Source organism: Proteiniphilum saccharofermentans, assembly GCF_900095135.1.
Lineage (GTDB): Bacteria > Bacteroidota > Bacteroidia > Bacteroidales > Dysgonomonadaceae > Proteiniphilum > Proteiniphilum saccharofermentans.
The window spans coordinates 1,983,526-1,997,027 of record NZ_LT605205.1 but is presented as its reverse complement, the minus strand read 5'-3'; the positions used below and the strand labels follow the sequence as shown (position 1 = coordinate 1,997,027).

The window sequence follows — 13,502 nt, the reverse complement described above, 5'->3', positions numbered from 1 at the left end:
AATAAACCCCAAAAGTTCTTCTAACTTTTGGGGTTTATTGTAGGAATTTCGGAAAAGTCATCAGGAAGTGCAGCCCTCCTTCAGGACGGTTCTTTGCCACAATGCTTCCCTTATGGAATAATACAGCATTCTTTACGACAGAAAGACCCAGTCCAGAACCACCTGTCTTACGGGTTCTCCCTTCGTTCACCCGGTAAAAGCGTTCAAAGATACGTACAAGATGTTTTTCATCAACACCGATACCGGTATCGTAAAATTCAAAGAAGTAAGTATTCTCATTTTCGTTATAGCAACGCACTACGATATCGATATTTTCCCCACCATAGGAGATGGCATTTTCGATCAGATTCCGGAAGATTGAATAGAGGAGCGTACGACTACCGTAGATCACCACATTATCGTTTACATTCACCAGGAAATTATCCTTATTCTCATTCAGCTTGTCAGCCAGATCATTGGACAACTCGTTCAACAACTCATTCATCCGCACCTGTTCCAGTTCGAACCGGTCGGGTGCCTCTTCGATCTTGGTCAGCATACTGATATCCTGTATCAATTCCGAAAGGCGGATAGTCTGTGTATAAGCCCTGTCCAGAAATCCACGAATACGTTCACTGTTTTCTTCATCATAATCATAGAGATTGAGAATAGTCTCCAGATAACCGCGGATACTGGTGACCGGAGTACGTAACTCATGCGCGATATTATTGGTCATTTCCTGCTTGAGCAGACGTGTTTTTTCCGATTTGGTAATATCACTGATATAAAATTCAAAACTCTCATCCTCGAAAATGATGATCCGCACATTGAATTGTCTGCCGCTCTTCTCAATCCGTTTCGAGAACATGTTACCCTCCCGCGGATGTATATTGAGAAAATCGACAAACTCCCCGAAAACAGGATCATCGAAAAGCAGTTCGGGTTCCAGTGTAGGATTGTCGAGAATAATATTCAGGAACTGCAGGAAATGGGAGTTAGCATAGATCTCTCTCCGATCTTTTGAAAAAATGGCGATCCCCTCTTCAGAAAGTTGAAAATGCTGCAGCAGTTTCTCACGCTCAGCCGCCAATTTACGTCGATTTTCCTGCAACAGGTTGTAGTTCTCCACAATATCGGCGCTCACCTCCCCCACCTCATCATCGGCAAAAACGAAACTGGCGGGTATCTTAACGTCGTTCCTCACACTCAATGAAAACTCCCTTAACTCTTTCAACGATCTGGAAAATCGGTTGGAGAAATAGAGCACCATCAGTATGCACACTATAAAAAAGAGAAGGATATATATGACAAACGAACTTCCGGAATTGATAAATGATTGCAGTTGCACATTATAAGGAACCGCCAACCGGATAAAATAACCTTCATCGTATTTTTTAGAATAATAGAGATATTTGATATTATCACTATCCGATATACGGATATTCGACCCATTTCCAAAACCAATCGATTTCTGTACTTCAGGACGTTTCAGATGGTTCTCCATTTTACGGACATCCAAAAAGTTGTCGTAGAGTACTCGTCCCTCCCAGTTTATAATGGTAAAACGCACATCAGAGGGCATATAGCGTAACAGTTCCCCCACCCGTTCCGGCTCCTTTTGCAAATCAATGCTATTCTCGTTGAGATACCGGTACACAATATCGGCATTATTCTCAAGTGTACGCTCCAGACTGAGTGTACGTTCATTTTTGAACTGTTGCTGTTCAAACAGGATAATCCCCACAGTGAAAAGCCCTATGATCACTGAGAAGTTAAGTAAGATACGAGTTTTAAAAGATACTTTTCGTCTCATACGACTAAAATTTAGAGCCAGGACAAATTGTCAATTACCAATTGTCCAAATTGATATTGGCACATTAGCACATCAGTTAATTATCAAATCATTGAATTAGTCTTCGTCTTTAGCGTCGATATTTAGATAATAACCGAATCCGGAGCGATTTACAATAATACCTGCATAATCTCCCAGCTTCTTTCTCAGGCGAGTGATATGCACATCGACAGTACGGTCGAGCACAAACTCGTTCTCACCCCATACGCTGTTCAGTATTTCCGTGCGGGTAAGCAAATTAGGCGATGTCCGTGCCAGCAGAGAAAGGATTTCAAACTCTTTTTTAGTGAGTGATACCTCATTTCCGTCGATGGTCACACGGTTGCCCTGCAGATCAATATTTAATCCTTTATAGCTCCAGTCGGTCGGTATAGGCTCGGCCGGCGTCATTTTAGTGAGTGCACTACGTTTGAGCAATGCTTTTACACGGACAAGTACTTCTTTCACCGAGAATGGTTTAGCTATATAATCATCTCCCCCTAATGAAAAGCCGGTCAGCATATCGTTCTCAGTATTCTTGGCCGTAAGGAAAATAATCGGCACGAAATTTCCCGACTTTCGTAATTTTTCGGCCACTTTAAACCCGGAAATTCCACCCATCATCACATCAAGGATAATAACCCCATGTATATCGGTGATCATCTCCAATGCGTCCTCTCCTGAATGGGCTACATCTACGATATATCCCTCGTTCTCCAGATTGAATTGCAGGATATCGCAGATATCCTTTTCGTCGTCAACAACTAAAATTCTACCTTTCATCTTGCTTCATCTCCTGATTTTTCACCGGCTACCGGTTTTTTGGATTCTTTCACATGGCGGATATCTCTTCCCTCGATCACATATACAGCCGATTCAGCTATATCCACCGCCTTATCACCAATACGTTCCAGATAGTAAGAGATACTGTTGAGGTTCATAATATTTACCAGTGACTGCGAACTCTGTACTTCGTTCTGGAAATCTTCCGCCAGTTGACGTTCGATTTTCCGTTCCAGTTTATCTACCTTATCGTCCATCTGTATGGTATCGTACGCCATTTCATTGCTCACACCGGTAAAGGCAAAAAGTGCATTTTTCAGCATCTTGTCTGTCTGCACAAACATCTTATCGATAGGTTTTTTATATTTCTCGAATCCAGCCAACGAAAAATCTATTCCTTCCAATGCGAAAGCAATATTCTCGATCAGATCGCCCACCCGCTCCATCGAAATAGTCATATCGTGATAGGCCATCAGTCGGCGCAAATCAGAAGCCCGGGGTGTAAAAAGCATGATGGCGTTAATCACTTTTTCCTTGATAGTGACATCCAGCGAATTAATCAATTTCTCATTCCGTTTCAACTGGGGAATGATCTCTTTGTTACGATTATCCCGAACCAGATCAGAAGCCAGTTTTATCTGTGTCAGTACAATTTCCGAAATCAACTGGAAATCACCATGCAACTGATCTATATAGTTGTCTTTGATTCCCCTCACGTATGGGGCATTACCTTTTTCGTTCCCGCTGTTCATTGTTCCCTCATTATTTAAGATAATCTATGCTCCTGTTCCTAACAGGCAAAAATACTCATTTTTCTTTATCTCACAACGTAAACGTTTACTCCGTTAGTTGTTTTCAATATTCGGGGTTGACCCCGTATTATCTAACTAAAGTGCTCTTACCCAAAAACACCGGTCAGATACTCTTCTGTACGTTTGTTCTGTGGTTTGGTAAACATCTGTGTGGTATTTCCATGTTCCACGAGCTCACCCAAATACATGAACATGGAATTATCCGATATACGTGCTGCCTGCGACATATTATGGGTCACTATGATGATGGTGAAATCCTTTTTCAGTTGCAACAGCAACTCCTCAATCTTATTGGTAGATATCGGATCGAGCGCCGAGGTGGGTTCATCCATCAGTAATACCTCAGGGTTCAAAGCAAGCGCACGGGCTATGCAAAGCCGTTGTTGCTGGCCTCCCGAGAGGAAAGATCCCCTTTTTGTCATTACGTCCTTCACTTCATCCCACAGTCCCACACTCTGCAGACTTTGCTCTACAATTTCGTCTCTCTCCCGCTTTTTCAGTCGGATGCCATTAAGTTTGTATCCGGCCAGCACATTATCATAGATACTCATCGTAGGAAAAGGATTGGGCTGTTGGAACACCATACCCGCCATACGGCGTACCTCCATAGGATCCATTGCCAGTACATTTTTTCCTTTCAGTATGATCTCACCCGTGGTTTTGATATGGGGATAAAGATCATGCATACGGTTAATGGCACGCAGAAGCGTACTCTTTCCGCAGCCCGACGGCCCCATGATGGCGGTGATGGTATTGGGATAGATATTGGTCGACACTTTATTCACGGCAAAACTGCCGGGTGAATAGGAGACCGACACCTCTTTCAATTGAAGAACAGGAGTCTTTCCGTTTGCTATTTTTACACTTTCCATTTACGTGCTACAATTTTGGCTATCCAGTTTAACAGGAATATTACGATCAATAAAAGGAGCGACGATGACCAGATCAAATCTACTAAGTTCGGGTCGTTGTAGAAATCCCAGATCAGCAGTGGAATTGCACTGGTGGGTTCCATCACTTTCCAGTTCACTACAGACGCTCCGAGTGCGGTAAGCATCAGTGGAGCGGTCTCTCCCATCACACGTGATACGGCAAGGAGTATACCGGTAAAGATTCCTCCAAATCCGGAAGGGATTAATATCCTGAATACCACGCTGGTGTATGACGATCCTAATGCAAGTCCCGCCTCTTTATAGGCTACAGGTAACATTTTCAGCGTCTCTTCGGTAGAACGTACAATCATCGGCAGCATCATAATAGTAAGCGCCACACTACCGGCCAGGGCCGAATAACCACCCAGCGGCTTCACTATCCATGCATAAGCAATTATTCCGATGACGATGGAGGGCATTCCCTGCAGCAGGTCGGTCAGATAACTCACCACCCCTGCAAACCGTTTTCCCCTGTTGTCGGCAAGATAAATCCCGATAAACAATCCCAGGAATACCGAAAAGAGGATGGCCATTCCCACGATCAGTACCGTACCCGTGATCCCGTTCAATATCCCACCGGGAATAGGTTCACCGTTCATCCGTGCCAGCATGGCATCCATCGACGAAGGGGTCACCTCGGTGAAGAGACGCAAATTGAAATTCTTATATCCTTTCGAGATCACATCCCACAAGATAAAGAACAGAGGGAACATGGCTACCAGTGAAAAAAGGCAAACCAGTACAAAGGTCGTTTTATCCTTTCCTTTCCGCCATCCCGTATGTGTTATTTTATGATGGTTCATGTCCTCGCTAACTTTTTCATTACCATTTTGGCTATCAAATTGATGAGTGCCGTAATAATAAACAGCAACAGGCCGATGGCGATCAATGCGCTTAGTTTAAGCCCGTCGGCTTCACCAAACTGGTTGGCAATCACACTCGCCATGGTATTTCCCGTATCGCGCAATCCCTGCGGTATCCTGTTAGTATTCCCAATCAGCATGGTTACCGCCATCGTCTCACCAAGGGCGCGTCCCAACGCCAGGATAAAGGAGGCTACAATTCCCGATGCTGCGGTAGGAAGACTGATATGCTGCACGACCTCTAACTGTGTGGCTCCAAGGCTATATGCCCCCTCTTTGAGCTTATTGGGAACCATTGACAGAAATTCAGCACTTAGTGACGAAGCATAAGGAATGATCATGATCGCCAATACGACTGATGAGAGAAATATACCGAATCCCTGTGCATTGACTCCTATCTCTATGATAATGGGACGAACGGTATAGAATCCCCATAAACCATACACAATAGAGGGAATACCGGCCAGCAGATCCACAATGGAACTCACAAAAGAGGATAGTTTGGTACCCTTAAAATATTCACCGTTGAACAGAGCTACTGCCAGTGCAAAGGGAATACAAAGCAAAAGGGAAAAAAACGCAGTATAGAGCGTTCCCATGATAAAAGAGAGCGCACCATATTCTTCCGTCGCCGAACGGGGATCCCATTCAGCATTGGCTACAAATCCCCAGATACCATATTCACCGAAAGCTTCTACAGAACGGCTCACCAATGCATAAATAATTCCTGCCGCAAGCAACAGGATTACTAACGCCGCTAAGAAAAGTACTATCCGGAATAATTTATCTTTCATTCATTTAATAATTACTAATTAATAATTACTAATTACAAATTGATTAACAGCCTCTTATTTTTTATTATTTCTGATTTCGACTAAATATTGGCAATTTCTCCCTGAATCATCAAATCGTTAAATCATCAAATTATCAATTATCAATTATCAATTGTCAATTGATTAACTCCCCGCCATAATGGATCTCACCGATCAGTTTTTTTGTCTTCTCTATCGCTTGAGCAGAAAGAGGCGCATAGTTTATCTGTGCCGCCACCTTTTGTCCACCGTCGCTGATTATATAACCAAGCATGTCTACAAGCGCCTCCGCTTCTTTTTTTGTGCGGTTGCCATACTGCTGATCTTTATAAACAAGTATCCATGTAAAAAGGCTGATAGGATAAGCATCCGGATCGTCCGAATCAATAATTGTCGCCCGCATATCGTCGGGCAACGTTACGTTGGCGGCTGCAGAGATGGTTTCAAGCGTAGCATCTACATAAATTCCCGCTTTATTCCTGAGTTTGGCTACCGGAAGCTTCAGTGTGAGTGCATATTCCGAACCGATATATCCGATGGCTCCTTCAGTCTGCTGCACAATACCGGCTACCCCGGGATTTCCTTTTGCCGCAATACCCGCCTCCCATTTCAGGGCCTTTCCTTTTCCCATCACACTATCCCAATCGGGGCTCACCATGGACAGGTATTCCGAAAAATTATAAGTCGTCCCGCTACCGTCCGACCGGTACACCGGGGTGATATCCAGATCAGGTAATGGCACATCCGGATTGATAGCCTGGAGTTTCGGATCATTCCATTTTTTGATATTTCCCAAATAGATGTCCGCAACAAGAGGCCCTGTCAACCGGAGGCTATCCACTCCTTCGAGGGTATAAGCCATCACTACTCCGCCCATACAGGTTGCTATATGAACCACCTCCGCATTCATTGATGCGATTTCCTTACTATTCAGGAAGGCGTCGCTGGCACCGAAGTCCACCGAGCGGTCACGCAGGCTGCGAATTCCTCCACCGCTGCCAATGGCACCATAGCTCACCTTTAAACCTCCGTTCAATCGCATGTAATCGCGAAAAACAATATTGTAATAAGGATAGGGAAAAGTGGCACCTGCACCGGATAAAGACATTCCTGAGCCACCTTTTTCCACATTGGCAGAATTGTTGTTACAGGATATAAGTAAAACAAGCAGAAATAAAAGCTGAGATAATCGTTGCATCAATAAAATTGTCCTCCTTCGGATATTTTGCACAAAAGTACGATATGGATGTTACAATGCAGTTACAAAAATGTTACAAAATTATTAAGATTGTAGTTCAGGGATTTACCTCTTATCTGTAAAAAAGTATCGTTAAATCAACCTTTATGGGTAAAACAGGAAATGAATGTATTTGATGGTACCCAAAAAACAAACTTGTTTGAGTTTTGGTGAGGTGCGAAGGAAAAAGACAAAGTCAAATAAATTCAGGGTCAACGCATTTAAATTTTCAACAACTGTAGCAAAAAGTTGTCATCCCACCCGGCCTTGAGACGTTTTGAAACCAAAGAACCCTTCGATGTGTCTTGTTTTAGAAGGTTGAGTGCTATTTTTCTGATGAAGGAAAAGTTTTGGGCGGAGTTCTTCGCCCTTTTCCTTTGCCGGTCTTCGTCAAAAACCATGTCCAATGTCCAGTGGAGTTTGTTTTCAATGCCCCAGTGCTGACGTATAAAAGTGTTGAAGTTTGCTGCTTGGTCAATGACACTGCTAATGTAGAAACGGGTTTCGGTCTCCTGTTTTTTACCCGTGTCCCTGTGGGCAGTAATCCTGACAATCGTCTTGAGTCCTTTCCAGTGTTCCCTGTTGTCGATGAAACCCAGGTTCGAGATAATTTCACAGGTACGTGTTTCAATCCGTCCGTGCCCTTTTTCCGTCACCTGATCGACCGAGTCCGGATTATGCCGGTTGAAACTGTCCTCCACCTGGGACAAAAGCTCTTTCTGGTTACCCTTGACCGAAAGGATATAATCCGCTTTATTTTCTATGATTTTTTCAGCAATCTTCGTTTGGGTACCAATGGCATCTATGGTAATAATGCTTCCTTCTATGTCAAGCAGGTCCAGCAATAACGGGATGGCCGTGATCTCATTGCTTTTCTCATCCACCTTGAGTTGGCCCAGGACCAATTGGTTTTCTGATGCCCAGGCGCTGACCATGTAGATGGGGTTCTTTTCATGAAAGCTGTCTTTGGACCCTTTTATACACTTGCCGTCCAAGCTGATAACCTCTTTTGTGATATGCTCATCCTTTAAAGAATCAACCCATTTGATGAAAGCTTCTTCAAAAAGACGTGGACGTAAACTGGAAAACACCCTGTTAATCGTATCGTGTGAGGGGATACCGTTGGGCAGTTTGAGGAACGTTTTCAGGAATGAAAGTTTTGTCTTGCCGAAAAGTTCAATTGAATCCCACGATTCCGCCCCACAAATAACGGCGAGTATCGACAGGATTATGATGTCGGATAGCAGGTGTTTCTTGTTCCTGTTGATTCGGTGGTCGGGAATGCACTCAAAATACCGGTGCAAAGAAGTGGCTGGACTTGTCATGTCTTTTTTGAGGCAAAGATACGCATTTACATTGCCTCAAAACAACACAAGTTATTAACAACCAGACGGATAAATTGTTGATAACACTGTCTTTTCTGATTTTTTTATGCGTTGACCCTGCAAATAAATTTGTTCTGCACTTACTTAACGAAAACGTTCGTACCTTTGCAATGAAAAGCGAACGCTTTTCTGTGTAGCTTAGGTACCACATAAAAAACAAAGAACAATGAAAGATTACCAAGAACAGGATGCCCTTGTGCTCTTCTCGGGCGGACAGGACTCCACGACCTGCCTCTATTGGGCAAAACAACAATTCAGACGCACCTACGCGCTCTGTTTCACCTACGGACAGCGTCACTCTCAGGAAGTTGAAAATGCACGACGGATCGCTGAAATGGCCGGCACTCCGTTTCAAGTATTGGATGCGGGTATCATCTCCCGATTGGCACCGAATTCACTGACCGATTTCTCCGTACAGATGGATGAAGAGCAACCGGCCGGCTCTTACCCTAATACTTTTGTTCCGGGCAGAAACCTGCTGTTCCTTACTTTTGCAGCAACCCTCGCCTACGCACAGGGAGTCAAACATTTAGTAACAGGGGTATCAGAAGCCGATTACAGCGGTTATCCGGATTGTCGCGATACTTTTATCCGCTCAGCCAATGCCACACTCAACCTCGCTATGGATAACCAGTTTGTGATCCATACGCCGCTTATGTGGCGCAATAAGAAAGAGGTATGGCGATTGGCTGATGAACTGGGTGTTTTCGATATTGTAAAAAATGAAACCCTTACCTGCTATAACGGAATTCTGGCCGAAGGATGCGGCCATTGTCCCGCCTGCCGGTTACGGAACAAGGGATTGCAGGAATATTTAGCAGAACGGGAAAACAGCCTGTAATTAACTGGACGGAAATACAGCCGACCCTAAATCCTACCCTTTAATTTATATTCGATTTTTCGAGAAACAACAACGGTTATGCAACACAAAGGACTCAGCCACCTGGGTGGCAAAACAGAATACAAGCAAGATTACGCACCGGAGATGCTGGAAGCATTCGACAATAAACATCCGGGAAACGACTATTGGGTTACATTCGACTGCCCGGAATTCACCAGCCTCTGCCCTATCACAGGCCAACCCGATTTTGCTACCATCCGCATCGACTATATACCCGATATAAAGATGGTGGAAAGCAAAAGCCTTAAGCTCTATCTTTTCAGTTTTCGCAATCACGGAGCCTTTCATGAAGATTGTGTGAACATCATCATGAAAGACCTGATCCGGCTGATGGATCCCAAATATATTGAGGTGACAGGTATCTTCACTCCCCGTGGAGGCATCAGCATCTATCCGTATGCCAATTATGGGCGGAAGGGTACCAAATACGAAAAACTAGCCGAAGAGCGACTTTTTAATTATTCGTTTCCGGTTCGTAATAGCGTACCCAGTCGATAAACATATCTACAGGTAATTCAGTAGAGTCAGTATCTTTATTGAGCCGGATCCCAATAAACAGATCAAGATCCATGTCATTGAACGGGAACTGTCCCGGGATATCAGTCAAGATACGTGGGTATTTTTTAGTACGGTTATTATCCACAAAAAACACAACACTGTCAGGATAGGTCTCCACCCCATAGGTATGGAATTGATTGGGATTTACACCGACCAATGCGCTGGAAGGCGGATTATCCGGCATCCCCTCTGTGGTGGTATATTGTGAGGTAACTGACTGGTAGATGAACTCGTCATAACCATACCGCTCCATGATATCGATAGCGATATTCCCGGTTCCATCCGAAGGGAGTAATGAAACAAACGGTACAGCCCCCGCTACCGGATTCATGCGAGCCCTTACTTCAACCCTGCTTACACTGTTCTTTTTCACCCCTTGCCGGGTAATACCTCCGGTAAGAAATGGAATTTCCGCATTATTCCCGGCATTCTCTACTCCCCGGAGTACAAGTAGTCCGTCTTCCAAGATATAGAGAGCTTCATTGTCACTCATATATCGGCTCATGTGTTGTTTTCCTCTGGGTATCTTTGACCAGGTATCCAGCCCTGTTTTACCATCAAAATCATCCTCCCATGCCAGAGTCCACCCTTTTCTGAATTTATCCGGATCACTTTTTTGTCCTGTACAAGCAACCAGTCCGGCTGTAAGTGCAAGAATCATTACTAAGATTGTGTTACGTGTCATCTTTTTTCTTTTTTAATTTCAGGGGACAAACTTACTACAATCCTTTTTCAAGGTCTATCTCCATCACAATAATAAGTGTTAATCATTTGAAAAGTCTATAAAGCCCGTCTCCCAATCACTTTTCCATCTTTCCACTTTTCCACTTTCTAATTGAGTATACTCCAACTTTTTTATTACCTTTGCTCCCTATCTGTTATAAGGAAAAAAGATTTACAAAGGTTACAATCAACGCGAACATTATGCCGCACATATCCCAACGGGGCATACAGATGCCTCCTTCACCCATACGAAAACTGGCACCGCTTTCCGATGCGGCCAAAGCAAAGGGGGTAAAAGTATATCACCTCAATATCGGCCAGCCCGACCTCCCTTCTCCCACATCGGCATTGGATGCCATCCGCAATATCGACCGTACCACATTGGAATACAGTCCCAGTGACGGCTACCGGTTTTACCGGGAGAATTTGGTTGATTATTATAAAAAGTTTAATATCAGCCTTACTCCCGAAGAGATCATCGTCACTGCCGGCGGATCGGAAGCAGTACTCTATGCCTTTATGGCCTGTCTCAACCCGGACGATGAGATCATCGTCCCCGAGCCGGCTTATGCCAATTACATGGCTTTCGCCATTTCTGCCGGAGCGATCATCCGTACCATCCCCTCTACCATGGAAACGGGATTCGCCCTTCCCCCGGTAGAAGAGTTCGAGAAACTGATCAACGAACGTACCAAAGGGATCCTTATCTGCAATCCCAACAATCCCACGGGTTATGTCTATACGCCGCACGAAATGGAACAGATAAGGCAACTAGTAAAGAAATACGATCTCTACCTCTTTTCCGATGAGGTATACCGCGAATTTATCTACAACGATACACCTTACATTTCCGCCTGTCACCTGAAGGATGTCGAAGAGAATGTGGTGCTAATCGATTCGGTATCCAAAAGATATAGTGAGTGCGGTATCCGTATCGGGGCACTTATCACCAAGAACCGGAAGGTGCACGATACCGTCATGAAGTTCTGCCAGGCACGCCTGAGCCCTCCCCTAATCGGACAGATCGCAGCCAATGCATCGTTACAGGAGAACGGCGCATATATGCAACATAACTTCGACGAGTACAAGAGTCGCCGCGATTTCCTTATAGAACGGCTGAACAATATTCCCGGAGTCTATTCCCCCATGCCACAAGGAGCATTCTATACCCTGGCAAAGCTCCCTCTTGATGATGCCGATGCTTTCTGTGCTTGGTGCCTCTCCGATTTCCGCTATCAGGGTCAGACCATCTTCATGGCACCCGCATCCGGCTTCTATGTCACTCCCGGGTTGGGCAGAAATGAAGTTCGTATCGCTTATGTGCTCAATAAAGACGATCTAAACAATGCGCTCATAGTGCTGGAAAAAGCACTTGAAGCATATCCACATACCCATAAACATGAATGCGGAGCTCTTTATAGCGAGGCGGATTTACAAAGGCGATAAAAAGAATGATAAACGGGTCTCATCGCCTGCCATCAAAATTGCCATTGCCGGCATTGCGCTCGGTCTGGCCGTGATGATTGTGGCAGTATGTATCATTGTCGGCTTCAAAAAAGAAGTACGTGCCAAGGTGGTGGGTTTCGGCTCCCATATCCAGATCACTGCCTTCGAGAGCAACTCGTCCTATGAGCATTCCCCCATTGCATTCTCAGATACACTGGCGTCCATACTCACTGCCAACCCTGATATCCGTCACTTTCAGGAATTCATTACCAAACCGGCTATTATCAAGACCGACGATGATTTTATGGGCGTGGTATTGAAAGGAGTGTCAGAAAAATATGACTGGGAATTTTTCAAGAAAAACCTGCTAGAGGGAACTATTATCCAAGCCAACGATACTATTACGGCTAATCAGGCTATTATTTCAAAAGAGATTGCCGATAAATTACGATTAAAGACAGGGGACAGTTTTACCTGCTATTTCGTACAGGAGCCTGTCCGTGCCCGTAGATTTCATATTAGCGGTATTTACAGCACCAATTTTGAAGATTATGACAAACTCTATGTGATTGTCGGGAATGAGATCCTTTCTTCCCTTAATGGATGGGATAGTGATATGGTGAGCGGGATCGAAGTACTGGTACGTGACTATGATAATCTCGACAGGATTGCACAGGATCTTTTCTTCGATATGGCATCATACAAAGACCGCCTCGGCAATGCCCTTTATACCCGTTCCATCAAGGACATCAACCCCATGATATTTAACTGGTTGAACCTACTCGACATGAATGTGTGGGTTATTATCATCCTTATGTTAGTGGTTTCGGGCTTCACCATGATCTCTGGCCTGCTTATCATCATCCTCGAACGTACCAATATGATCGGCATGTTGAAATCGATGGGAGCAAGGGATTTCAGTATCCGCAAGGTTTTTCTCTACCTTTCTGCTTTTCTTATCGGACAGGGGATGTTATGGGGAAATATAATTGCTCTGGCTTTTTGCCTTATCCAGGATAAATTTCAGCTACTAAAACTCGATCCGTCCACCTATTACCTCTCAGCAGTACCGGTAGATCTCAACCCGCTATATATTATTCTTCTTAATATCGGTACGCTCGTCGTCTCCTTACTGATGATGATCGGCCCCTCCTATCTGGTCGCCAAGATCACCCCTGCCAAATCCATCCGGTTTGAGTAGTTTTCCGGTATATTGCCGATAATTCCAAATGGCGCAATG

The 13,502-nt window shown here is 44.4% G+C and carries 13 protein-coding genes; 4 read left to right on the top strand and 9 right to left on the bottom strand.

Features of this window, described 5'->3' with window-relative positions; all coding sequences use genetic code 11:
* Positions 1-34: 34 nt before the first annotated feature.
* The 8 genes from PSM36_RS07790 to PSM36_RS07755 form a co-directional block, all read right to left on the bottom strand.
* On the bottom strand, positions 35-1,792 hold the full coding sequence (locus PSM36_RS07790) for an ATP-binding protein (RefSeq protein WP_076930439.1): 1,758 nt from the start codon (positions 1,790-1,792) through the stop codon (positions 35-37).
* A 96-nt stretch (positions 1,793-1,888) separates the two neighbouring features.
* Entirely contained in the window at positions 1,889-2,593 is a 705-nt protein-coding gene (locus PSM36_RS07785; RefSeq protein ID WP_076930437.1) for a response regulator transcription factor, read from the bottom strand.
* On the bottom strand, positions 2,590-3,345 hold the full coding sequence (locus tag PSM36_RS07780; RefSeq protein WP_019540744.1) for a phosphate signaling complex PhoU family protein: 756 nt from the start codon (positions 3,343-3,345) through the stop codon (positions 2,590-2,592). The genes PSM36_RS07785 and PSM36_RS07780 overlap by 4 nt, the downstream gene beginning before the upstream one ends.
* Before the next feature lie 146 nt (positions 3,346-3,491).
* On the bottom strand, positions 3,492-4,277 hold the full coding sequence (pstB, locus tag PSM36_RS07775; RefSeq protein WP_019540743.1) for a phosphate ABC transporter ATP-binding protein PstB: 786 nt from the start codon (positions 4,275-4,277) through the stop codon (positions 3,492-3,494).
* Positions 4,265-5,140 (bottom strand): phosphate ABC transporter permease PstA, encoded by an 876-nt coding sequence (pstA, locus tag PSM36_RS07770; RefSeq protein WP_076930435.1) that lies wholly within the window; start codon positions 5,138-5,140, stop codon positions 4,265-4,267. Before pstA ends, pstB begins: the two co-directional genes overlap by 13 nt.
* The gene (gene pstC, locus PSM36_RS07765) at positions 5,137-5,994 is read right to left on the bottom strand and encodes a phosphate ABC transporter permease subunit PstC (RefSeq protein ID WP_076930433.1); all 858 of its coding nucleotides are present in this window, start codon (positions 5,992-5,994) and stop codon (positions 5,137-5,139) included. The genes pstA and pstC overlap by 4 nt, the downstream gene beginning before the upstream one ends.
* 154 nt (positions 5,995-6,148) lie before the next feature.
* A complete protein-coding gene (pstS, locus tag PSM36_RS07760; protein WP_076930431.1) occupies positions 6,149-7,210 on the bottom strand; it encodes a phosphate ABC transporter substrate-binding protein PstS in 1,062 nt (353 codons plus the stop codon).
* 260 nt (positions 7,211-7,470) lie between these two features.
* On the bottom strand, positions 7,471-8,574 hold the full coding sequence (locus PSM36_RS07755; RefSeq protein ID WP_071136433.1) for an ISAs1 family transposase: 1,104 nt from the start codon (positions 8,572-8,574) through the stop codon (positions 7,471-7,473).
* A 226-nt stretch (positions 8,575-8,800) separates the two neighbouring features.
* On the opposite strand from PSM36_RS07755, the gene queC reads away from it, so the two are divergent.
* Together queC and queF are read left to right on the top strand one after the other, a co-directional pair.
* Complete coding sequence (queC, locus tag PSM36_RS07750; protein ID WP_019540739.1) at positions 8,801-9,475, top strand: 7-cyano-7-deazaguanine synthase QueC; 675 nt, start codon at positions 8,801-8,803, stop codon at positions 9,473-9,475.
* Between the two features lie 78 nt (positions 9,476-9,553).
* Complete coding sequence (gene queF, locus PSM36_RS07745; RefSeq protein ID WP_019540738.1) at positions 9,554-10,033, top strand: preQ(1) synthase; 480 nt, start codon at positions 9,554-9,556, stop codon at positions 10,031-10,033.
* Here the strand turns inward: queF and PSM36_RS07740 are convergent.
* On the bottom strand, positions 9,990-10,778 hold the full coding sequence (locus PSM36_RS07740) for a glycoside hydrolase family 16 protein (protein WP_076930429.1): 789 nt from the start codon (positions 10,776-10,778) through the stop codon (positions 9,990-9,992). The two genes, queF and PSM36_RS07740, sit on opposite strands and share 44 nt — an antisense overlap.
* Before the next feature lie 239 nt (positions 10,779-11,017).
* Here PSM36_RS07740 and PSM36_RS07735 point away from each other — a divergent pair, with 239 nt between their 5' ends.
* Together PSM36_RS07735 and PSM36_RS07730 are read left to right on the top strand one after the other, a co-directional pair.
* A complete protein-coding gene (locus tag PSM36_RS07735) occupies positions 11,018-12,262 on the top strand; it encodes a pyridoxal phosphate-dependent aminotransferase (protein WP_076930427.1) in 1,245 nt (414 codons plus the stop codon).
* Positions 12,216-13,463 (top strand): ABC transporter permease, encoded by a 1,248-nt coding sequence (locus tag PSM36_RS07730; RefSeq protein ID WP_076930425.1) that lies wholly within the window; start codon positions 12,216-12,218, stop codon positions 13,461-13,463. Before PSM36_RS07735 ends, PSM36_RS07730 begins: the two co-directional genes overlap by 47 nt.
* The last annotated feature ends 39 nt before the right edge of the window (positions 13,464-13,502 follow it).